21 protein-coding genes are annotated in these 23,009 nt (G+C 58.1%); 6 read left to right on the forward strand and 15 right to left on the reverse strand.

What is annotated here, in order from left to right; genetic code table 11:
• Positions 1-2: 2 nt before the first annotated feature.
• Positions 3-632: an SCO family protein gene (locus VJ651_RS12220; protein WP_414691340.1), complete on the forward strand. Its 630-nt coding sequence runs from the start codon at positions 3-5 to the stop codon at positions 630-632.
• A gap of 68 nt (positions 633-700) precedes the next feature.
• Here the strand turns inward: VJ651_RS12220 and rpoH are convergent, their stop codons facing one another.
• The 4 genes from rpoH to ftsY form a co-directional block, all read right to left on the reverse strand.
• Entirely contained in the window at positions 701-1,591 is an 891-nt protein-coding gene (gene rpoH / locus VJ651_RS12225) for an RNA polymerase sigma factor RpoH (RefSeq protein WP_324107723.1), read from the reverse strand.
• A 219-nt stretch (positions 1,592-1,810) separates the two neighbouring features.
• A complete protein-coding gene (locus tag VJ651_RS12230; RefSeq protein ID WP_324107741.1) occupies positions 1,811-2,734 on the reverse strand; it encodes a cell division protein FtsX in 924 nt (307 codons plus the stop codon).
• Positions 2,734-3,414 carry a cell division ATP-binding protein FtsE gene (locus VJ651_RS12235; RefSeq protein WP_324107724.1) on the reverse strand — a complete coding sequence of 227 codons (681 nt, stop codon included), beginning with the start codon at positions 3,412-3,414 and terminating at the stop codon, positions 2,734-2,736. The genes VJ651_RS12230 and VJ651_RS12235 overlap by 1 nt, the downstream gene beginning before the upstream one ends.
• A gap of 1 nt (position 3,415) precedes the next feature.
• Positions 3,416-4,606, reverse strand: a complete 1,191-nt coding sequence (ftsY, locus tag VJ651_RS12240) for a signal recognition particle-docking protein FtsY (protein ID WP_324107725.1) — start codon at positions 4,604-4,606, stop codon at positions 3,416-3,418.
• Between the two features lie 138 nt (positions 4,607-4,744).
• Between ftsY and VJ651_RS12245 the strand changes: the two genes are divergently transcribed.
• From VJ651_RS12245 to VJ651_RS12265, 5 genes are read left to right on the forward strand one after another with little or no spacing between them, the layout of a single operon-like run.
• Positions 4,745-6,115, forward strand: a complete 1,371-nt coding sequence (locus VJ651_RS12245) for a pitrilysin family protein (protein WP_324107726.1) — start codon at positions 4,745-4,747, stop codon at positions 6,113-6,115.
• Positions 6,116-6,129: 14 nt separating this feature from the next.
• Positions 6,130-7,452 (forward strand): pitrilysin family protein, encoded by a 1,323-nt coding sequence (locus VJ651_RS12250; protein WP_324107742.1) that lies wholly within the window; start codon positions 6,130-6,132, stop codon positions 7,450-7,452.
• A 3-nt stretch (positions 7,453-7,455) separates the two neighbouring features.
• The gene (gene rsmD, locus VJ651_RS12255) at positions 7,456-8,115 is read left to right on the forward strand and encodes a 16S rRNA (guanine(966)-N(2))-methyltransferase RsmD (protein WP_324107727.1); all 660 of its coding nucleotides are present in this window, start codon (positions 7,456-7,458) and stop codon (positions 8,113-8,115) included.
• A gap of 42 nt (positions 8,116-8,157) precedes the next feature.
• The gene (gene coaD / locus VJ651_RS12260) at positions 8,158-8,646 is read left to right on the forward strand and encodes a pantetheine-phosphate adenylyltransferase (RefSeq protein ID WP_324107728.1); all 489 of its coding nucleotides are present in this window, start codon (positions 8,158-8,160) and stop codon (positions 8,644-8,646) included.
• 54 nt (positions 8,647-8,700) lie between these two features.
• Positions 8,701-8,958 carry a YfhL family 4Fe-4S dicluster ferredoxin gene (locus VJ651_RS12265; RefSeq protein WP_136413297.1) on the forward strand — a complete coding sequence of 86 codons (258 nt, stop codon included), beginning with the start codon at positions 8,701-8,703 and terminating at the stop codon, positions 8,956-8,958.
• A gap of 1 nt (position 8,959) precedes the next feature.
• Here the strand turns inward: VJ651_RS12265 and VJ651_RS12270 are convergent, their stop codons facing one another.
• From VJ651_RS12270 to VJ651_RS12320, 11 genes are all read right to left on the reverse strand, one after another.
• Positions 8,960-10,054 (reverse strand): sensor domain-containing diguanylate cyclase, encoded by a 1,095-nt coding sequence (locus tag VJ651_RS12270; protein WP_324107729.1) that lies wholly within the window; start codon positions 10,052-10,054, stop codon positions 8,960-8,962.
• Between the two features lie 129 nt (positions 10,055-10,183).
• Positions 10,184-11,038 carry an MOSC domain-containing protein gene (locus tag VJ651_RS12275; protein ID WP_324107730.1) on the reverse strand — a complete coding sequence of 285 codons (855 nt, stop codon included), beginning with the start codon at positions 11,036-11,038 and terminating at the stop codon, positions 10,184-10,186.
• Between the two features lie 165 nt (positions 11,039-11,203).
• Complete coding sequence (locus VJ651_RS12280; RefSeq protein ID WP_414691341.1) at positions 11,204-13,609, reverse strand: TOTE conflict system archaeo-eukaryotic primase domain-containing protein; 2,406 nt, start codon at positions 13,607-13,609, stop codon at positions 11,204-11,206.
• Positions 13,597-14,751 carry a hypothetical protein gene (locus tag VJ651_RS12285; RefSeq protein WP_324107732.1) on the reverse strand — a complete coding sequence of 385 codons (1,155 nt, stop codon included), beginning with the start codon at positions 14,749-14,751 and terminating at the stop codon, positions 13,597-13,599. Before VJ651_RS12285 ends, VJ651_RS12280 begins: the two co-directional genes overlap by 13 nt.
• Before the next feature lie 58 nt (positions 14,752-14,809).
• Positions 14,810-16,657: a phage integrase central domain-containing protein gene (locus VJ651_RS12290; RefSeq protein WP_324107733.1), complete on the reverse strand. Its 1,848-nt coding sequence runs from the start codon at positions 16,655-16,657 to the stop codon at positions 14,810-14,812.
• 186 nt (positions 16,658-16,843) lie between these two features.
• Complete coding sequence (gene ychF / locus VJ651_RS12295) at positions 16,844-17,935, reverse strand: redox-regulated ATPase YchF (protein ID WP_324107734.1); 1,092 nt, start codon at positions 17,933-17,935, stop codon at positions 16,844-16,846.
• A 60-nt stretch (positions 17,936-17,995) separates the two neighbouring features.
• Entirely contained in the window at positions 17,996-19,096 is a 1,101-nt protein-coding gene (locus tag VJ651_RS12300) for a patatin-like phospholipase family protein (protein WP_324107735.1), read from the reverse strand.
• Positions 19,093-19,671, reverse strand: coding sequence for an aminoacyl-tRNA hydrolase (gene pth, locus VJ651_RS12305; RefSeq protein ID WP_324107736.1), 579 nt, complete (start codon positions 19,669-19,671; stop codon positions 19,093-19,095). The genes VJ651_RS12300 and pth overlap by 4 nt, the downstream gene beginning before the upstream one ends.
• A gap of 181 nt (positions 19,672-19,852) precedes the next feature.
• Positions 19,853-20,464, reverse strand: coding sequence for a 50S ribosomal protein L25/general stress protein Ctc (locus VJ651_RS12310; RefSeq protein WP_324107737.1), 612 nt, complete (start codon positions 20,462-20,464; stop codon positions 19,853-19,855).
• Between the two features lie 97 nt (positions 20,465-20,561).
• Complete coding sequence (locus VJ651_RS12315; RefSeq protein WP_324107738.1) at positions 20,562-21,512, reverse strand: ribose-phosphate pyrophosphokinase; 951 nt, start codon at positions 21,510-21,512, stop codon at positions 20,562-20,564.
• Positions 21,513-22,115: 603 nt separating this feature from the next.
• A complete protein-coding gene (locus VJ651_RS12320; protein WP_324107739.1) occupies positions 22,116-22,412 on the reverse strand; it encodes a hypothetical protein in 297 nt (98 codons plus the stop codon).
• Positions 22,413-23,009 lie beyond the last annotated feature (597 nt).

Raw genomic sequence — 23,009 nt, forward strand, 5'->3', positions numbered from 1 at the left:
TCATGCGTTTACTATCCGCAGTCCGCGTTTCATCCGCCGCCCTTGTCCTTGCTGTTTTGTCGCTCGCCGCTTGTGACAGGCCGGGCGAGGGTACGCCGATGATGCTGTCGCCGGCGAAAACGGTGTTCAAAAACACGGATGTGACCGGGCTCGACTATGCAAAGGATTTTGCGCTGCCGGACTACACGGGGAAGATGCGGACCCTTGCCGATTTCAAGGGCAAGGCAGTGGTCGTATTCTTCGGCTACACGCAATGCCCGGACGTCTGTCCGACAACCATGTCGGAAATGGCAAACGTCATGCAGCAGCTCGGGCCGCTTGCGGACAAGGTGCAGGTGTTGTTCATCACTGTCGATCCGGAGCGTGATACGCCGGAATTGCTGGCGAAGTATGTTCCCGCTTTCGATCCGCGCTTCCTCGGGCTGGTCGGGGACAAGGCGTCGACCGAAAAGGTCGCGAAGGAATTCAGGGTGTTTTATCAAAAGGTGCCGGGCAAGGAGCCGGGCAGCTACACAATGGACCATACGGCGGGAAGCTATGTATTCGACCCCCAGGGACGACTCCGCTTGTTCATCCGGCACGGTCAAGGACCGGAGCCTATCGTGCATGATTTGAAACTGCTGCTGTCCTGACTTGTTTCGATGCCGGAAAAAGAAAAGGCGCTCAATATCGAGCGCCTTTTTTATTGGCAATCACCGGCCTATGCGTAAGCCGCCAGCGCGCCTTTCATCTTCTTCAATGCCGCGCTTTCGATCTGGCGAATACGTTCCGCCGATACGCCGAATTCGTCCGCCAGTTCATGCAGCGTGGAGCCGGAGCCATCGTCGTTCGACAGCCAGCGCGCTTCGACGATGCGGCGCGAACGAGGATCAAGCGCTCCGAGCGCCTGTTCCAGACCCTCGGACTGCAGGCGATCATACTGTTTCGCCTCCAACGCTTTGGTCGGTTCGGTCGCATCGGAAGAGAGGTACGCAATCGGGGCAAACTTGTCGTCTTCGTCATCGCTCGGTGCATCGAGCGCGATATCGTGACCGGACATGCGGGTTTCCATCTCGATAACTTCTTCACGCTTGACGTTAAGCGTCTTCGCAAGGTCGTCGACCTGCGTCGGTGTCATCGCGTCGAGGCTTTCCTTGTGGCTGCGCAGATTGAAGAACAGCTTGCGCTGCGCCTTCGTGGTAGCAACCTTGACCAGACGCCAGTTCTTCAGGATGTATTCATGGATTTCGGCCTTGATCCAGTGCATCGCATAGGAAACCAGGCGAACGCCCTGATCGGGATCGAAGCGCTTGACGGCTTTCATCAGGCCGATATTGCCTTCCTGGATCAGGTCGGCATGCGGCAGTCCATAGCCAAGGTAACCGCGCGCAATCGATACCACCAGCCGCAGGTGCGACATCACCAGCTTTTGCGCCGCACCGAGATCGTTCTCGTCGCGCAAGCGATGGGCGAGCGAACTCTCTTCCTCATGCGTCAACATGGGGATGCGATTAACCGCCGAGATATACGCCTCGATGTTGCCAAGATTGCCCGAAAACCCGAGCGTCAAGGCTTGATTGCCTACAGGAACCAATGCAGACTGTACTTTCATTCTTTCTCCTTGCCTCCTAGCTGAGACCGATGGAATCAAATCCGCTTACAGAAATATATTAGCACTCTATTGCCTCGAGTGCTAATCAGCTATTTCAACTGGTCTTATAGGGTGTATCTATTAATCTATGGAAATTAATTGGTAATTCCTAGATTAGAGTAATGGAAGCGTAAAAAGTTGCGAAAGCTCAAAGCAGCGTTCGAAACTTATTCGGCGGCGTCAATTCATGCGCGCCAAGTGTCTTTTGACCGAAAGCAAGGCCCCGATCAGACCGAGACCTGCACTGGCGGTCAACAGCGCCATGGATGTCAACGGACTTAAGGCTGACAGCCGGAATTCGGACGCGTAGAGCCGGGCAAATTCAGCCAGGGCATTGTTAAAGGGGGGTAGTGCCAGCGCAACCAGTCCGAGGGCTCCCCCTCCGGCTACCAGTCCGAGCAGCGCCCCGGTATAGTAAAACGGGCGGCAGATAAAGCCGTCGGTGGCGCCGAACAACCGGCACACCGCGATTTCCTCGCGCTGTGTCAGGACCTGCAGGCGAATGGTGTTAAACACGACGGCCACCACAACCGCGCCAAGGGTCGATGCAAGAAACAGCAACGCGAGGCGAAAGACTTGCATCAGGGCAGCAAGTCGCTTTACCCAAGCCGAATCGATCTGGACGTATTCGACCCCGGGCAGCGCTTTCAATTGCACCGCCAGACCTTCGACCCGAGCGGCATCGCGGGCACTCTGAACCCCGGCGAGTTTCAGGACATAGCCGTCCGGCAGTGGATTTTCGCCCAAGGCCGTGATTGCGTCGGATAAGCCGCTTTTGTCCTTGAGCAAGGACAAGGCCTTTTCACGAGGGATGAATTCGAGTCTGGCCTTGTTTCCGGACTCCAGCACGATATTGCGGATCTGCGGCCCGAGTGCGGTCACCCGCTCGCGCGGAGCCTCCATCGCCATGAAGATGCTGATTTCCGGCTCGACGGCGAGCTGCTCCGACACTGGGCGAACGTTTTCGAGTACGGTCAAGCCCGCGAATGGAAGCGCCAGCGCGATGCTGACCACCAGCACGTTCAGCGCGAAGCTGCCGGGCGTCCGTGCGAGGTGCTTGAGTGCATCGGCGAAGGCGAAAGCATGCAATCTCAGCAAGTTCATCATGCGGCCCCTTCGTTCATAGCAAGTTCCGCATTGACAAGGCGTCCTTGCTGAAGATAAACGATGCGTTGCGCGTCGCCGAGAATGGTTTCGTCATGCGTCGAGATCAGGCAGGTGACGCCGACGTCATGAAATGCCTTGAGCGCGTCCATGACCTTGTTGGCGCTTGCGCGGTCGAGATTGGCGGTCGGCTCGTCGGCCAGGATGATCTGCGGACGGTTGACGATGGCGCGTGCGATCGCAACCCGCTGCTGCTCGCCGCCGGATAGCGCCAGCGGGTCGAACGCTCCCTTGTCGAGCAAACCGACTTTGTCGAGTGCGGCGCGCGCACGCTTTTCGGCATCTGCTTTCGTGCTGCCGGCAACGATCAGCGGCAGCATCACGTTGGAAAGGACGCTGCGGTCATTCAGCAGACATTGTTGCTGGAAGATCAGGCCGAGGTTGCGGCGCAGGTAGGGCAGGCCGGAGGCGTTGAGGCGGCCAACGTCCTGGCCGTTGACCGATACGGTGCCGGAACTCGGCCGCTCGATGACCGCGATCATTTTCAGCAGGGTCGACTTCCCGGCGCCGGAGGGGCCGGACAGAAAGACCAGTTCGCCCTTGTCGATTGAAAGCGTAATGTCGGTCAGCGCGGCAGTATTGCGCGTGTACTGCTTGGATACGTGACGGAATTCGATCATGTCAGCTCAGGAGGGCATCGACGAATTCTTCTGCATTGAACGGCTGCAGGTCCTCAATCTTCTCGCCTACGCCGATGAAGTACACCGGCACGGGTCGTGTCTTCGCAATGGCTGCGAGTACGCCGCCCTTTGCCGTGCCGTCGAGTTTTGTCACGACAATGCCGGTCAATTGCAAAGCATCGTCGAAGGCTTTCACCTGAGCGAGCGCATTCTGACCGGTGTTGCCGTCGATGACCAGCAGGATTTCATGCGGTGCGCCTTCCATGCCCTTGGCTATGACGCGCTTGACCTTTTTCAGCTCTTCCATCAAGTGCAACTGCGTCGGAAGCCGCCCGGCAGTATCGACCATCACGACGTTCAGGTTGCGCGCCTTGGCCGATTGCACTGCGTCGAAGGCGACCGCGGCCGGGTCGCCGGATTCCTGCGCAATGACGGTGACATTGTTGCGCTCGCCCCAGATTGTCAACTGCTCGCGTGCAGCCGCCCGAAAGGTATCGCCGGCGGCCAGCAGCACGGATTGATGGTGGGCCTGCAAATGCTTGGCGAGCTTACCGATGGTCGTCGTTTTACCGGCACCATTGACGCCGGCAATCATCATCACCAACGGTTGATGGCGTCCGAGGACGAAGGGTTTCTGCAGCGGGCTCAGTATCTCGAGCAGCACGGTGCGCAGGGCGGCTTTGACTTGCTCCGCTTCGGTCAGCTTCTCGGCCTTGACCTGCTTTTTCAATGTGTCGAGGATGAACTGGGTTGCTTCCACGCCGGCGTCCGACACCAGCAGTGCGGACTCGAGCTCTTCGTAGAGGTCGTCGTCGATCTTCGCGCCGACGAACAGCGTCGTCAGGTTCGACGACGTCTTGGACAAACCGGCCTTCAGGCGCTGCATCCAGGAGCGCTTTTGTTCCGCCGGCGGCGGAGGCGGAGGAACGATTTCTCCTTCGGGTTCCATCACCGGCGACGGCGCGGATTCAGGCGCGGGAGCCGGCACCGGTTCTGGCAATACGGGTGGAACCGGAATCGTCGGCGATTCCTTCTTGAACAGGTTCAGCCAGGACTGCTTCTGTTCCGCAGGTGCCGGCGCCGAAGGCTCGACTCCCGGTGCTACCGGAGCCTCTTGTGCGCTCGGCTGTGGTGCGGCCTCTTGCGGAGCCGCAGGCGTGTCTTTCGGTTTTTTCTTGAAGAAACTAAACATGGGGAGCTGAGCAGAAAGGCAGTCCGGGACGCTTGAGCGTCGCAGAAAGAAGATACAATCGGAACCTCATTTTGCAAGGCGTGCATGCGAAAACGCTTTCGCACCAAACAAGTCCACTATTTTATCAGAGCGGAGATTATGAAATTCCGGATCGCTATATTGCTGTCGGCATGGCTGATGAGCTTCCTGTCCGCTGCCGCACATGCTGAACTTGCAAGGGAATTCATGTTGAAGAACGGCATGAAAGTTATCGTCAAGGAAGATCATCGCGCACCGACCGCTGTCCAAATGGTCTGGTACAAGACCGGCGCGATGGACGAGACGAATGGCACTACCGGCGTCGCCCACGCGCTGGAGCACATGATGTTCAAAGGCACCAGGACGCTTGGGCCGGGCGAATTCAGCAAGCGCGTTGCCGCCTTGGGAGGGCGAGAGAATGCGTTCACCAGCAAGGATTACACCGCTTATTTCCAGCAGGTCGAGAAGTCCAAGCTGGAGAAGGTCATGGCGCTCGAAGCCGACCGCATGGCCAACCTGGTTTTCGACAAGGACGAATTCTCGCGGGAAATCCGCGTAGTGATGGAAGAGCGTCGCTGGCGGACCGAGGATCAGCCGATACCTTTGGTCTACGAGGCATTGAATGCCACTGCATTTGAAGCGCATCCGTACCATCATCCGGTTGCGGGCTGGATGAGCGACTTGCAGAGCATGACCGTCAAGGATGCCAAGTCCTGGTACGAACGCTGGTATGCGCCAAACAATGCCGTCCTGGTGGTGGCCGGCGACGTCGATCCCAAACGCGTGTACGCGCTGGCGGAAAAGTATTACGGCAAGATCCCGCGCAAGGACGTGCCTGTCACCAAGCCTCAGGACGAGCCGGAACAGCGTGGCATCAGGCGGGTGACGGTCAAGGCGCCGGCAGAAAATCCCTATGTCGTACTGGCGTTCAAGGTACCGCGCTTGAAGGACGTTGAAAAGGACAATGAATCGCACGCCCTTGACGTTCTGTCGGCCATCCTCGATGGCTACGACAACGCGCGCCTGAATGCGAAGCTGGTGCGAACCGACAAGGTCGCCAATTCAGTGGGCGCGGGCTATTCGAACATCGGGCGCGGACCTGTATTGTTCCTGCTGGACGGCACGCCCGCCAATGGTACGAGCACCGAACAGCTCGAAAAACTGTTGCGCGCAGAAGTAGAACGCATCGCGAAGGAAGGCGTTTCCGAAGACGAGCTCAAGCGCGTCAAAGCGCAGTTGATCGCAGGCCAGATCTACAAACGCGATTCGATTTTCGGGCAGGCGATGGAAATCGGCACGATGGAAATGGCGGGCATCTCGCACACCAAGATCGACCGCATCATCGAGAAGCTGAAGGAAGTCACTGCTGACCAGGTGCAGGCGGTGGCGCGGAAATATTTCGGCGACGATGCACTGACTGTCGCTACCTTGGTTCCATTGCCCTTGTCCGAGAAAAAAACGTCGGCACCGCCTAAAGGTTTGCGGCACTAATTGAGACGATCATGATGAAGCGAATACTTTTTATCTTTGCATTGACCCTGATCGGTGTTGCGCCCGCGCACGCAGCGCTGCACATCCAGTCATGGACGCTCGCCAATGGGGCCAAGGTCCTGTTCGTCGAAAATCATTCGATTCCAATCCTCGACATCAGCGTTGAATTCGACGCCGGCTCGCGCCGCGACCCGCAGGGAAAATCCGGCATGGCGGCACTGACCAATGCGATGCTGGCGCGCGGCTTGCACGAGGCATCCGCGCCAGTGGCGGAGCCGGCGATGACCGAAGCGCAGATCTCGGATGCCTTCGCGGATATCGCGGCCCAGCGCGGAGGAGGCGCTGGCTCGGACCGCGCCGGTGCCAGCCTGCGTACGCTGTCGAGTGCCGCCGAGCGGGATACGGCGGTCGCCTTGCTGGCACGCGTTCTTGCGCATCCAAGTTTTCCGGAAAACTTTCTGGCACGCGACAAGGCGCGCATGATTGCATCGATCAAGGAAGACGAAACCAAGCCGGAGTCGATCGCCAGCAAGGCATTCTGGAAGCTGCTGTATGGCAGTCATCCGTATGCCGAGCATGAAACAGTCGAGTCGGTCGAGGCGATCACTCGCGATGATCTGGTGGCCTTCCATGCGGCGCACTATGTCGCCAACCAAGCCGTGATAGCAATGATCGGCGACGTCACGCGCGCCGAAGCCGACAAGCTCGCGCAACAGTTGACGGTACGCCTGCCGCAAGGGGCGCCGCTGCCGGCCTTGCCATCGGTGCAACTCGCGCCCGCCAGGGAAGAGCGGATTCCGCATCCCGCATCGCAAGCGCACATCTTCACCGGCATGCCCGCGATTGCGCGCGGTGACGCGGATTACTTTCCGCTCATGGTCGGCAATTACACACTTGGTGGCGGCGGTTTCGTTTCGCGGCTGACGCGTGAAGTGCGGGAGAAGCGCGGCTTGTCCTACAGCGTGTACAGCTACTTCAATCCGCTGGCACAACCGGGGCCGTTCGAGGCGGGCCTGCAAACGCAAAAGGGACAGGCCGACGAGGCGCTCAAGGTGGTGCGCGATACGATTGCTGCCTTCCTCCGCGATGGTCCGACGCCGCAGGAATTGCAGGCGGCCAAGGACAATCTGATCGGCGGCTTCGCACTGCGCATCGATAACAACAAGAAGATTCTCGACAATATCGCTGCGATCGGTTTTTACAAGCTTCCGCTCGACTATCTCGATACCTGGACCGATAAGGTCGGAAAAGTCACGATCGACGATATCAAGGCGGCTTTCCGGCGCAAGATCGCGCTCGACAAGATGTCGACCGTGGTGGTCGGCGTCGCGAAGTAGCTCATGCCAAAGATGCATCAATCAAAGGCCGCGCCGTCGATGCGCCAAGGACGCCCGGCGCGCCAGGTCCGGATCATCGGCGGTCAATGGAAACGCACTCCGCTGCGCGTGCTGGAGGCCGAGGGACTGCGCCCGACGCCCGACCGCGTACGGGAAACGGTGTTCAACTGGCTGAATCATTTGCTCGATGGTAATTGGCGGGAAGTCCATTGCCTCGATCTGTTCGCCGGGACCGGCGCGCTCGGATTTGAAGCGGCAAGCAGGGGCGCGGCGCGAGTCGTCCTGGTGGAGGATAATGCCGGGGCGATCCGCCAACTGGAGGCGAATCGGGACAAACTGAATGCCGAACAAGTGCGCATTCTACGTGGCGATGCGCTATCGGTGGCGACGAGGCTGGCGGCCGGCGGCGGGGATGACGCCATGCGTTTTCACATCATCTTTCTCGATCCGCCGTACCACCTCGACTGGTTGTCAAAAATGCTGCCCTTGTGCGCGCGCCTGCTGGCGCCCGGCGGCTTGGTATATGCTGAAGCGGAGATGCCGCTTGACCCGGAAAAGCCGCAGGCATGGCTTGAAGGCTGGGAAGTAATCCGGGCCGACAAGGCAGGAATGGTGTTCTATCATCTGTTGCAGCGCAAAATCTTGGCTGATTTTGAGGCATAATGCCCGTTCCGGAATTTGTTCACCATTGGTCAGGGAGCCACGATGGTCACAGCAGTTTACCCAGGAACGTTCGATCCGCTCACCCGCGGTCATGAGGATTTGGTCCGTCGGGCGTCGGGCTTGTTCGATAAATTGGTCGTCGGCGTCGCTGACAGTAAAAACAAGAAACCCTTCTTCTCGCTGGAAGAGCGTTTGCTGATTGCCAACGAGGTGCTGGGGCATTATCCGAATGTCAAGGTGGAGAGTTTTTCCGGCCTGCTGAAGGATTTCGTTCGTGTGCATGACGCGCGCGTGATCGTTCGTGGCTTGCGGGCGGTGTCGGACTTTGAGTATGAGTTTCAGATGGCTGGCATGAATCGCTATTTGTTGCCTGATGTTGAAACACTGTTTCTCACGCCGTCCGATCAATATCAGTTTATTTCCGGTACTATCGTTCGGGAGATCGCCATACTTGGCGGTGATGTTTCCAAATTTGTATTCCCTTCGGTCGAGAAATGGCTGAAGGACAAGATCGCGGCGGGCGGACAGTAAAAACCCTTTTAAGCTCCCTTTTAAGCTTCATGGGTTTACGTAGCAGAGGTAGTTATGGCTTTAATGATCACGGATGATTGCATCAATTGCGACGTATGCGAGCCCGAGTGCCCGAACGACGCAATTTCCATGGGGCCGGAGATTTACGAGATCGATCCCAATAAGTGCACCGAATGTGTCGGTCATTACAGCGAGCCGCAATGCCAGCAGGTCTGTCCGGTCGACTGCATTCCGTTCAATCCGGCGTGGCGCGAGACGAAGGAAGAATTGCAGGCAAAATATGAACGCCTGCAAGAGGCATTGAAGGCATAAGTCAGCTTTCGCTGATGACGCGATTCCTGCCGTTCTTTTTCGCCTGGTAAAGCGCCTGGTCGGCGCGCGCCAGGAATTTCTGCGCGGTTTTCTCCACCGATTCATGGTCTTTGGACGTTGCAAGTGATGCGACGCCGATCGAGACGGTGACATCGATCTGTTCGCCGCTGCCGAGTATCATCGGCTGCTCCGCGACACTTCTTCGAATGCGTTCCGCGACGCTGACCGCGTCATCGCGCTGCGCATCGATCAGCAGCGCGACAAATTCCTCTCCCCCGAATCGACCCAATGCGTCCGAGAGGCGCAGTTCCGCCTTGATGCGTGCAGCCACGTCACGCAGCACTTCATCGCCGGCCTGATGGCCGATGCTGTCATTGATCTGCTTGAAGTGATCGATGTCGATATACATGCACGACAAGGGGTATCCATGGCGCTGGCTGCGTCCGATTTCTTCGACCAGACGACGTTCGACATAACGCCGGTTATTCACGCCGGTGAGTGTATCGGTCAGGCCGATGTGCTTGAGCCGTTCGGTGTTGATCACGTTTTCGAGGCAGATCGCGAGGATCGATGCCATGTGCTCAAGAAAATCCGTGCTCATGTGCGGCGCAAAGCGCGTCACGTCATTGCTGCCGAGTCCGATGCAGCCGATCAGTGCGCCGCGTCGAATGAGCGGCACGATGGCAACGCTGGCCGGTGGCGAAAGCGGTTCCGGGAACACGTGGCCGTGAAATTGCTCGGAATAGCCGCCGAGGACCGGTCCGCTCAATTGCGTGGACAGTTCTCCGAACTCGGACTCATCCTGCAGGAAAAGCAATTGCGGCATCTCCGACAGGTGAACATCCAGTTCAACCAGGATGCGGCGAATGGCATATTCCGGATCGAGCAAGGACAGCGTGAGCGTATCGAGTGAAGCCGAACTGGCGAACGAGTGAAAGATCGTGTCGATCAGTTCGAGGAAGCTGCCGGCGCCGATGAATTGAAGGTCGAAAGTCTGATGGCGTTGCAGGATCTGCTGATTTTGCTTCGCCTGCGCAAGCAGTTGCGACAATTGCTTGCGCAGGCGCAGATTCTCCGCCAACAGTTCTTGCGACATCGGCATGGCTCCAGAGTATGGTTACCGGCATGAACATCCCGATGGCCGATGTGTCGCTGGCGCGGGACGATAGTTGAACAAATACTACCGTGCGGGATCCTCGGCTGCAACACTGCAAGCCGACAAGCCTCATTCGAAGGCGAGAGAGACTTCCACTTCCTGCCCGACGCGCAGCAATTGTCCTTCGCCTTCCAGCAGAATGGCATTCATCCCGAATGCGATTCCACCATCAATCCTGGCGTTGGCACGATAGCCTCGCAAGATATCCAGCGGGTCCGGGCCGAATTCGCCGGTGGATTGGTCAATCGACGGGATAGGGCAGCGCGGACAGGGCTTGACCGGCTTCAGCTTCGCATCGCCGATGCTGAATGACTCCGCGTAATCTTCTTCGAATGCTGCTATATCGCCGACCACGATGCTCGGACGGAAGCGATTCATCGGCAAGGCTGCGCGCCCCTGCGCCAGGAGTTTGTTGTTCAGATCCGCGAGCGATGCTTCGGAAATCACCAGCATGGGGAATCCGTCCGAAAACAGCGTTGGCGCCTCGACGCCATCGGTCCATTTGGTATTGGCGAAACGCTTGGCATTCGCATGAAAGCGAACCAGTCTGCAGCTTGTTCCAAGAAAATTGGAAAACCATGCGGCCGTTGTCTCGTCACAGTCGTACGCGGTGACAACGTCATCCCAGACCTTGACCTCGATGGTCTTTTCATCTTCGGGATCGGGCAGGCCGAGCGGGATTTCCAGCCGCAGCATGCCAGGGGCGCGCAGTTCCAGCGTCTCGGTCTTGATGCGCGGCGTAATCAAGGCCATCCTCGGGTGATCGCGTTGCGTCATGAACTCGCCGCGCGCGTCCACCACCATCCATTCACGATCGTAAATATGCTCGGTCATCAAGCCCGCTGAGGTCAGTGTTGCCTCACGCAATGCGATGCCTGCGCAGGACTTGATCGGATACAGGTTCAGTTCGGTCAGGATAGCCATGCTGGAAGCGAAGAGAGATCGATCAGACGTTGAACAGGAATTCGCGGCTGCAGGGCGCGTCAGGACTGGATTTCTTCAGTTGATGGCGCATTTTGTACCCGCTTTCATACCCGCTTTGGTAATTACACCACGCTATTGTAACCGCTGCTTTCGGTAAGGTTTCGTCTATAGGTTTAACTGCCCGGGAAGTTCGCACATCCGGTAACCCATCGCCCGGTACCCGCGCTGACGCTTGTCCCACATACGCAACAGCGCTGGATGCCCGGCATCAACAAAATCGATGATCCGCACGTCGGTCTTGGTCGCGTGCTCGCGGTGCAAACGCCCGGCGTACTGCTGGAGCGTGCCTTTCCACGAGACCGGCATCGCCAGCACCAAGGTGTCGAGCGGTGGATGGTCGAAGCCTTCGCCGACCAGCTTGCCGGTCGATAGCAATACACGTGGCGCATCCGGTGGCAGGGCGTCCAGTTCGTCGATCAGGTGATTGCGCTGCTTTTTCGTCATCCGGCCATGCAGCGTGAAAAGATTCCCGACCCGATCTTCCAACGCCGTACCGATCGCTTCCAGATGGTCGGTTCGTTCGGTCAAGACGAGTATCTTTCGTCCTTGGCTGAAACAGTCCTCGATCTCGGCTGCAATCGCTTGTGTGCGGCCGGTATCGCTTGCCACTTGCCGGAAAACGTCCTGAATGCCGGCCTCGGCGGACACGTCGATCCGGGTGGTGAGCATACGCGGCACGATAGCCAAGTCATGCGGTGCGCTGTCCGGCTTGGCGGCGGTATGCCGGATCGGTCCGCATTGCATGAAAATGATCGGCTGTTGCCCGTCGCGGCGGATTGGCGTAGCGGTCAGGCCCAGTACATACCTGGCCTTGGCGCTCTTGAGTATCTTCTCGAACGAGAAGGCCGAGAGATGATGGCATTCGTCCACGATGATATGTCCGTAATTCTCGACCAGTTCACTGACCCCGCCTTGCCGCGAAAGAGACTGCATCACCGCGATATCGATTTTCCCGGTCGGCCTGGCCTTGCCTCCGCCGATGGTGCCGACGATGCCTTTGCCAACACCGAGAAAGGATTGAAGACGTTCCTGCCACTGCTTGAGCAATTCGGTGCGGTGCACCAGTACCAGGGTATTGACGCCGCGATGCGCAATCAGCGCGGCAGCGGTGACAGTTTTGCCGAACGCGGTGGGCGCACGTAGCACGCCGGTGTCAAACTCCAACATCCTGGCTACCGCATCTTCCTGATCCGTGCGCAGCGTACCGGCGAAGGCGACATCCAGCGGCTGACCCGGAAAGCGCTGATCATTCAAATCAAGACGGATGCCGTTATCGCGCAGCAGTTCCTTCACCGCCTCCAGGCAGCCGCGCGGCAACGCGATGTGCTTCGGGTAGTTTTCGGCACAACCGATGACACGCACTTTGTCCCAGGTCGACAAGCGCATCGCCTGCGCTTTGTAAAATTCCGGGTTCTGGAACGCGGCCAGCCGGATCAGCCGATTGGCCAGTGGCTGCGGGAGATGCGCCTTCTCGACATAGATCATGTTTGCCAGCGTCACGGCAAGCGCCTTGGGCATCTCGCCCGGCAGTTTCTTCGGCATCGAAGTCACGCGCTTCCAAGGTTCTTGCTGATCCTCGTCCGCGATGAACGTCACGTCCAATGGATGGGTGCCGCCGGTTGCATTCAAGATCGCAGTCTCAACAGCCTGCGTGGACATTGGCGAAAGGGACGCCAGGTAAGCCCATTGATCGGGGTGCGGCTTGAAATCGTCATCCACGAACACGCTGCAGCCGTTCTCGCGCGGCTTCTTCTGCAGCGGCAATGCGATCAGATTGCCGAAGCCGCCTTTCGGCATGGTGTCCTGGTTGGGGAACAGCCGGTCGTAGGACGTGAGCTTCAATTGCCGCGTGCGGGCACAGGTGTGGCTGATGATGGCCGTGCCCAGGCGCCGGGCATCCCGCGCCGGGAGACTGGACGCGAAGAAAATCCATGCATGCGCCCCGTTGCCGGAGCGTGAAACCTCCAGCGCCACCGGCACGCTTAATTCACGGCACGACTGCACGAAGGCTCGTGCATCGTCTCGCCAATCGGCCTCGTCAAAGTCCACGGCCAAAAAGTAGCACTGATCGTCGGATAGCAGCGGATAGACGCCGATGGTGTGCTCGCCGGCGAGGTGGTCGTAGATGATGGCGTCGGAGAGCGGAATCAGCAGCCTGTTGCTGCAATCGGAGCACTTGATGCGTGGCTTCTCGCAAATACCCGCCCGCCATTCATTGGCACAGGCGGGTGCATATCCCGACTTGCCGGCCTTGCTCTCCCAGCGGATGGGGTAAACATCGGTACGGCCACGGAACAGGCGGCGAAAGAGGGCGATCTTTTCTTCCGTGCTCAGCCGGGATGGTTCCGGCTCAATCGACACCGGCGGGACCGGCGCGGGCTTCGGGATCCGCCAATCGATGCCGTGCGCGTCCAGCAGAGCGACAAGGCGTGCGTTCTCGGCATGCAGCTTTTCGCAGTCGGGACACCCTGATGCGGAAAACTGCGCGTGTTTGATCGCTATTTCTCCCATAGTCCAGCCTCGACCAGACGGCGAACCAGCGCCCCACGTTTGGCATGGCGTACCATGAAGCGGCGCAAGGCCTTATCGAATGCGTTCCGATTCGAGGCAAGCGCATACGCGTCGGCAAGATCGACGATGGCGCGTTTCGCCTCGTCATAGCCGGATGCTGTGCCGCGTTCCGCATGTTGATGTATCGCCTTCCAGTGCCGATCGAAATCGGCAGCCAGCGTCAGGAGATAGGCCTCGCGTTGCTTGCGGCGCTCAGCTTCTTGCCGGGCGCGCTCTTTCTCTTCGTGTTTCAGGCGAAGTTTTTCCGCTTCCTTGGCAAGCGTGCGCAATTCGGCCACTTTGCGTGGTTTAGCGGGCGATGATTCTCGCGATCCGCTTTCCTTTAACCAGGCGAGAAATTCCGACTTTACCCAGCGCTCGGCCTGTTGCGAGGCGCCCTGCAACAGCAGGTTAATGACAGTTTCTATCTCATTCCTGCGCAGTTCCGCCATCCATACCTCGACACTGTCATCATCGTGGCAGTAGTCTTCGATCTCCTGGCTCCCCGCAGCCGCAGCGGCCACCAGGTCGGGATCGATCTCCAGAAATTCCACCAGCGCTTGCTGCGCAGCCGAAAGCTGCGACATGCCAGGCGGCACTTCCGGTTCAACGGCATTGTCACCTACTTCACCGGCGCTGACGCCGGCGAGCCAGCCAAGATAGAGTGGACGCAGGTCACCGCGCAGCAATTCGTCACGCAGCGGAACCAGGCTCCCCATCCAGCCTTGACCGGTTTCCATGCCGAAGCGATCGTAATCCTGGCCTTCATCCAGTGACCAGTTGATGATCCAGTGCGTGCCAGAATCATCGATTGTCAGTGCATACTGGGTCGCGAACCGCTTCAACTCGGCCTTTTTGAAGGCCTGATGGGGCAACCGTAGGGACAATCGGCAAGTGCACCAATTGGCCGTGTAGACGAAGGCATCGAAATAGCGCCGCATCCAGTCCGCCGGATCAGCCTTCAAGTCACCCCAGTTGTATTCGTTGACGAAACTCGTCGCTGTGATCGTCGCCCGCGAAGAGCGGGAGCGGAGTTCGGCCATTTCGTTACGGGTCAGTGGCCGGTCGATGGCAACGAATTCGTAGTATTGGTACTCGCTCATGCTGTTTGTTTATTTCTGCCTGATGGCTCCTGGAACAAAGCAGCCACCTTAACCAATATCAATCGCCGTTTCCATTTATCGGCAATGTATAAGCCTGTAGCGCATGGTTTGGCGACTCTGGATAGAGAAATGCCAATTGCCCTGTCTGCACCATTTCGGTCAGGTGCTTGTTGCGCAGGTATTTCAGGTCTTTGTGCAACAAGGTGGCAAGCTCCTCTCCGCGTAGCGGTTGCCACCTGCATAGGTCGCGGATAAGTTGCCGTAAGCCTACACCGTCCAAGCGCTGGCCGGGATTAGGCAACCGTGCGGCGAGCTCGGGTGGTAAGTCCGGCAAGGCTCGCTTACCACCTTGACTGGACTGCTTACCACCTTCCTCGCTTTGGTTACCACCTTCCAGTGGAAGTTTCCCTTGTTCGGGATGAAGATCAACGCTGGTCTGCGGCGATGACAATGTGTAATAGGTACGGCTCCCCGCCCCTTGCTTTTCCAGCAAGCCACGGTCACGCAGACGACGCAACAGGCTGCTCGCCTGCAAGGTGTCGAGCCCTGAAAAATCGCGGCACGCAGTGTTGTCCACCGCGCCAGTTTCCCGTGCATAAATCAGCGCCTTGGCCTCATCGCCGGAAAGCGACTCGCCCGCTAGCGCCTTGAGCCAGGTATAGTCTTCCTCAGTAAGCAGATGGTGCAGAAACAGCGTGACCTTGAACTCATTTTTCTGCCTGTCCGAGGCAAATTCCGGTAACGGCAATCCCGCCTCGCCAGCCATGCGACGCATCGTGCGTATGCCGGAACCCTTGGTTTCGGCCCAGCTCAGCTCGTGCAGAACCGCTGCAATCGCTGGGTTGCGCAGGCGTGAGCCGGGCGTACCCAAGCTCGCCATGTCTTTCAGTGAATATCCTGGATTGAGAATTTCGATGCGATTGCTGTAGCGAATGATCTGGATCGGGCTGTGATCCTGATAGCTGCGATGCATTACTGCATTTGCCAATGCTTCCCGAATGACCTTGCGTGACAGTACCGGTTCTTGCCGGCTTTGCAGTTCACCTTCCGGCAACCGAAACCCCTTGGGCAACTCATCCACAATGCTGGCCTCGGCAAGCGGCAGCGCCATCATCAGTGGCTTGCGAATATCGATCGATTGAAAGCGCTGTTCAGGGTCGTCTACCGTCTGGAAATTCCGGTCGTAGCCGTCCAGTGCGCGGAGCAATTGCCCCATCTCTTCGGTGGACAAGGGACGCTTGTGCTGCGTTTTGTTCGCCGGCAGTGCCTTGCGCACCGGGTAGACCGGGTCGGTTTCTGCCCGCAGCGTCGACACGGCGAGCTCGAACACGGTGGACATGGTGCGCTTGGCTTCCGCTGCCACCGACGGGCCGTTCTTCTTCAGTACCGTGTTCAGCACATCCAGCACGTGGACCGGCGTGATTTGCTTGACCGGCAATGCGCCGATCTTCGGGAAAACGACCCGCTGCAGCATGTCCAGGCGCCGGGCCTTCGTGACTTCTTCCCAATCCTTGAGCGCCAGCCATTCACGGGCCACAGCCTCGAACGTGGTTGCGTTGTCGTGTTCCCGCTTGATGCGGTCGAGTCGCCGGCTATGCGCCGGGTTAATGCCTTGCTGGACCAGCGCCCGCGCTTTGGCGCGCTCGTCGCGTGCTTCGGCCAGCGTAAAGCGCTTGCCATCACGCCGCGCCTTGGCCTGGTCCTTCGTCTCCCCCGGTGGCGCGTAGCTGTATTCGCCAATCGCAAAGATGCTTTCCGTCGTCTTGCCTGCCTTGGTGAGCTTGAAACGGTATCGCCACGCTTTCACGCCATTGGGTTTGACTTCCAGGTACAGCCCCTTGCCATCGGTGAGCTTGTAGGGCTTGTCCTTGCATTTGGCGGTGCGGCATTGCGAATCGGTGAGCATGGCGGGCCTCCGTTTCATACCCGCTTTTTGGGACGGGTATTTTTGGACCATACCCACAAACGTACCCGCTTTTGGGTGGGATCACAAGGAACGGCAAGACACCGCCATCAACAAAAAGCCCCGTAAATACGGGGCTTTCGAGGGTGTTTGATGTTTTGTAGAACGTCGTGAAACGATGCCTTCGAGCTAGACGTTGAACAGGAAGTTCAGAACATCACCGTCCTTGACGATGTACTCCTTGCCTTCGGCGCGCATCTTGCCCGCTTCCTTCGCGCCCTGTTCGCCCTTGTAGGTGATGAAGTCTTCATAGGAAATGGTCTGCGCGCGGATGAATCCGCGTTCAAAATCGGTATGAATCACGCCTGCCGCCTGCGGTGCGGTATCGCCGACATGGATGGTCCATGCACGGACTTCCTTGACGCCGGCGGTGAAGTAGGTCTGCAGTCCGAGCAGTTTGAACGCGGCGCGAATCAGGCGATTCAGGCCCGGCTCTTCCATGCCCATGTCTGCCAGGAAGGCGCCCTTGTCTTCATCGTCGAGGTCGGCGATTTCAGCTTCGATTGCTGCGCAAATGGCGACCATCGGCGCGTTCTGCTCGTTGGCATAGGCTGCGAGCTGGTCAAGCAGCGGGTTATCATGGAAGCCGGTTTCTGCGACGTTGCCGACATACATCGCGGGCTTGGCGGTGATCAGGCAAAGCGACTTGATCAAGGCCATTTCTTCCGCGTCCAGACCCATTGCGCGCACCGGTTTGGCATCGTTCAGTTGAGGCAGGATACGCTCGAGCAAGGCAACCAGCTTGATGGCTTCCTTGTCGCCCGCCTTGGCTTTCTTGCTTTCGCGCTGCAGTGCCTTTTCGACGGTGCCCATGTCGGCCAGTGCCAATTCGGTCTGAATCACGGCGATATCGTCCAGCGGGCTGACCTTGCCGGCGACGTGCACGACATTCGCGTCTTCGAAGCAGCGCACCACGTTGACGATCGCATCGGTTTCGCGGATATGGGCCAGGAACTGGTTGCCCAGGCCTTCGCCCTTCGAGGCGCCGGCGACCAGGCCGGCGATGTCGACGAATTCCACGACGGCAGGCACCACGCGTTCCGGCTTCACGATTTCCGACAGCGCATCCAGACGTGGATCGGGCACTTCGACGATCCCGACGTTCGGTTCGATGGTGCAGAACGGATAGTTTTCCGCAGCGATGCCGGCTTTGGTCAGCGCGTTGAACAGAGTGGATTTGCCGACGTTAGGCAGGCCGACGATGCCGCATTTGAGACTCATGATGTGTGCTTCGCTAAATGTTTGGATTAACCCGCTATTTTACCGTACCGCGGGGCGGGATCAGATCGCTTGTACGCGGTCCGGGGACGGATTGGCGACAAATTCGGCCAGTTCGTCGCGCAAACGCTCGCCTTCGCTGATTGCCAGCTTCCAGTTGAGAATTCGGAAAGCATTGTTGGCGCCGTAGTACAGAAAATCCTTGCGATCGGGAAGTTTGCTGTGCGACAAGGTTTGCAGGAATGCCCGAGAAGGTGAAACAAGCACCACGTTGGTGAGCCATTCGCTGTTCCTGCCGAAGTTGGCGCGGCGCCAGGGCAGCGACTTGTCGAGCCAGCCCGGAACAATCTGATCGCTGAAATGCGGATAAAGAACCAGGCCGCCGTCTGGATTGCCGGCGACGCGGGAATAGGGCAATGCAAGGTGATAGTCAATCAACCCGCCGTCCCAATAGGCTCCTGGCGGCGCCTTGGCAATGGCCCGCACCGGCTCCATGGTGAACGGAAGCGTGCCCGACGCCAGCAGGGCGCTCGCCAGATTGTCCGGGGTCAGCGGCACGAATTGCGTGTCGAATGCATCGAATTTTGCCTTCAGCCAGAACGCCGGGTCGCGCTCGTCGCCGATAACGACGCGAGCCAGATGATTGGCGAGCTGCGAGCGTGAGACCAGATTGCCAATCACGGCAAGACCGAACCCAGCGGTCACTGAAATGTTGCGGCGCGGCGCCTTCAGCAGCCGCCGGCCGCGCGAAGTGATGATTTGCAGACGATAGTGCGGGTGGCTGGTGATTTCCTTTTCTCGCCCTCCGATGAATTCGGCGAGAAAGCGTTCGCAGGATTCGGTCACATAGCGCGCCGTCGGGCGAGGCGGGTACTTCTGTTCGCAATACAAGTCGCCCAGGCGCTCGAATGCGTCCACTGGATCGGCATGACAGGCCGCTGCCATGCGCCATGCGCCGATCGACGCGCCGATCAATGTCCGCTCGCGTGGAGCTGACGGGAGCCAGCTGCCGAACAGCCATTGATCCATCTTCTGGAAAATCAGGCCTTTCGGGCCGCCCGCAGCGGCGGGCACGATCGCAATGTCTCCCGCCCGCAGGCCATGCTCGCGGATATGTGCGAGAGCCTTGGGGCCGGCGTGGATCGATAGGGCGTACCTGGTCATTTTGCCGCGGAATGCAGTTTCATCATCGCCGCTTCGAACTTTCCCTCGCAGAGCAGCGGTATCACATCCAGACTCTTCTCGATGGCATCGTTGATCAGCGTCTGCTCTTCCTTGCGTGGGCGATGCAGGACAAAGTCAACGACTGCCTGCTGCAGATTCATGCTGCGCGGGTGGCCGATGCCGATACGCAGCCGCCAGTAGTCTTGCGTGCCGAGCGCGGCCGTAACGTCTTTCAGTCCGTTGTGTCCGCCGGATGATCCGCCTTTCTTGATCTTTGCGGCGCCCGGAGGCAGGTCAAGCTCGTCGTGCACGACCAGGATTTCATCGGGAATGATTTTGTAAAAGCGTGCCAGTGCGCCGACCGACTGGCCGGACCGGTTCATGTAGGTCTGCGGCTCGAGCAGCCAGACTTCCTGGTCCGCGACGACGGTTTTTGCCGCCAGAGCGTTAAAGCGGGCTTCGCGCCGAAGCAGATTCCCGGCCAGGTTGTCGACCAGCCAGAAGCCTGCGTTATGGCGCGTTTGTTCGTATTCAGGGCCTGGATTGCCGAGGCCGACGATGAGGCGAATGGGCATGGGTTTGCATGTCCTGTATCGATGCCCGTGAAAATGAGTCCCGGGCGAAAGCCATGATTATCACGGATGTCGCATTGCGCCGTCCAATCTGTCGAGAACAGATACAGGCGCCGCGAAAAACAAAAACCCCGCCACAGGGGCGGGGTCTGCTGATTTGGCATGACTGCCAATGTCGAGCAAATTACTTCTTCTCGCCTTCAGGTGCTTCGCCTGCTGCCGCTTCGTCAGCGGAAACTTGGCCGGCCGGAACGCTGGCGGTAGCAATGGTCGGATTGTCGTGCGCAACTGCAACCACGCCCTTCGGCAACTTGATGTCGGACAGGTGCAGGGACGCGCCGGCTTCGATCGTCGACAGGTCGACTTCGACGAATTCCGGCAGATCGCCCGGCAAGCAGGTGATGTCCAGTTCGTTCATCACGTGGCTGACGATGGCGCCGCCCAGCTTCACTGCCGGTGCAACGTCCGCGTTCACGAAGTGCAGCGGCACCTTCACGTGGATCTTCTGGCTTGCATCGACGCGCTGGAAGTCAGCGTGCAGGACCAGCTGTTTGTACGCGTGCATCTGAACGTCGCGCAGCAGAACCTTTTCGATCTTGCCTTCGATTTCCATGTCGAGGATCGACGAATGGAAGGCTTCTTTCTTCAGCGCGTGGTACAGCGCATTGTGGTCCAGTGCAACGGTGATCGGTGCAGCGGTACCGCCATAGATGATGGCCGGTGTTTGGCCCGCATTGCGCAGGCGGCGGCTCGCTCCGGACCCCTGCTCTTTGCGTGGGAATGCGACAACTTTCATTTTTAAGCTCCAATGTATGCAAGGCGCAACCTTGCGTTGAATCCCCCGCGACCAGGGGACCTGAAAACCCGTTCCTCGAAGAGCAACAGGGAAAAACTTAATCGACGAACAGCGAGCTGACGGAGTCGCCCTTGGTGATGCGCTTGAACGTCTCGGCCAACAGGCCGGCGGCGGTCAATTGACGAATCTTGGTACAGGCCTTGGCAGTGGCAGTCAGCGGAATGGTATCAGTGACGACCAGCTCGTCCAGAGGCGAGGTGATGATGCGCTCGATGGCCGGGCCGGACAGCACTGGGTGAGTACAGTAGGCCACGACTTTCTTCGCGCCGCGCTCTTTCAAGACTTCGGCGGCCTTGGTCAGCGTGCCTGCAGTGTCGACCATGTCGTCCATGATCACGCAGTTGCGGCCTTCGACTTCGCCGATGATGTGCATGACTTCCGAAACATTCGCCTTCGGACGGCGCTTGTCGATGATTGCGAGGTCGCAATTCATGCGCTTTGCGAGTGCACGGGCGCGCACCACGCCGCCGACGTCAGGAGAAACGACCAGCAGGTCGTCGTAATTCTTTTCCACCAGGTCGCCCAGCAGGATAGGCGACGCATAGATGTTGTCAACCGGGATATCGAAAAAGCCCTGGATCTGGTCGGCGTGCAGATCCATGATCAGGACGCGATCGACGCCGGCCTGCTGCAGCATGTTGGCAACGACCTTGGCGGAAATCGCAACGCGCGCGGAACGCGGACGGCGGTCCTGGCGGGCATAGCCGAAATAAGGGATCGCAGCAGTGATACGACCAGCCGATGCACGCTTCAGAGCATCGACCATCAACATGATTTCCATCAGGTGGTCGTTGGTCGGCGCACAGGTTGATTGCAAAACGAACACATCCTTGCCGCGGACGTTTTCGTTGATTTCCACCATGACTTCGCCATCGGAAAATTTCGAGACAACGGCTTTGCCAAGCGGAATACCCAGCTGCTTGACTACCCCGGCGGCCAGGTCCGGGTTCGCGTTGCCGGTAAAGACCATCAGGTTCTCAAGCGCCATGACACACCTAAAGCAAACGGTTTAAAAGGATGAAAAGCCGCCAAAACTTGACTTGTCGTCTTGCGTTGGCGGCTTATTGGTTTCTTCTTTGTTTTAATGGCAGGGGAACAAGGATTCGAACCTTGGAATGCCGGAATCAAAATCACCTATCACACTATAAACACCAACAGATAACAGGTCGTAACAATAATAAAAACAGCATCTTAATAAGGTTGTGTCATTGTGCAATGTTGGTTATTGCTGCTCAAAATCGTCAGCAAGTGCACTGAATTTGCACTAAGGGGGGCGGGGTGGTATTGAGCTAGGACGAGGGAAGCTCATACCCTACCCCTGTAACCGCACACGAACAAAAGGCCCCTCCCCCTATCCTATGGAGATTCACCTTCGCCTGCCCCATGCTCCCTTCTTCTTGGGCGCGGGTGATATTTCCCCAAAACGGTTAAACGAACAAAGCCGCCCCTGCCGGTCAATTCTATCCTCTGCGCTCCAATTCTTCGCGGATCACGTCGCACTCAGCAAGCGCCCCTTTTATGATGTGGGTCTGCGCGTCCAGCTCTGCCAGCAGGTCGCTGGTGGGAATGTCCGCTAGTGGGTTTGGGGGTGTCATTTCCCCACCTCCGCGACGCTCATATCGCCCACGCTAATCTTTTTTGCGACGGTTGCCATGTCGTGGTAATGGTTTACGTCGTAAAAAAGGCCATCGGACAGCACCCGCAGGAGGTCCGACAGCCCCCCAACCATCACCGGGTCCAGGTTGCCTTCCTTGCTGGCGTGTGTCGCCAGAAGACCGGACAGCGCGAGTGTTGCCGAAACCGCCCGACTATGGCTTTTCGCTGTCTCGTTGTATGCCTCACAAATGTTATCCCAGTTTGTCTCCTGCCATTTTTCCAAACGACCCATGACGCCCCCCTTTTGCCTTCTCATTTTAGTAGGTGATTCAATGAAACCGACCTTATCAGATAATCCGTAAATGGTCAATTTCTTTTTTAATATCAACCACTTACATTGCATAGCCAATCAATTTGATTGCTCAATCAATGTGTTTGTTTGATGGGGGGTGTGGTAAGGGAAATGTCTTTCGGAGAGTCGTATGGTGGGTTTTTATCGCATCAAAATAAAGAGGCCCTGTGGTTTCCCCAAAGCCTCCATCTATAGGCCCTTTTTCTTTATGCAACCTCTCGTGCAACCTCTATTGTAGACTTACTGTGAAAAAGGGCCGGATTTCTCGGACTCCCAACATTTTTCAGCTCAAATTGTCCTCATCGCCGCTGATATAGGGGAACCCCTCGTGACGCACCTCATGGGTGAGCCCGATGATTTTCCCACATGAGGAGCATAGATACTCGTCTCCCTCGGCTCTGTAATCGCTATGCTGGCATGCCCCGGCCCATGTCTTGACATCGCAGCTTGCTCCGCTCTTTTCCGTCAACTCACTTCTCTCTTTGTATGTCGTCATAACCTATTCCTCCTCCGCTTCATCTATCATACCATGTGGCC

The organism is Noviherbaspirillum sp., from assembly GCF_035254865.1.
GTDB lineage: Bacteria > Pseudomonadota > Gammaproteobacteria > Burkholderiales > Burkholderiaceae_D > Noviherbaspirillum.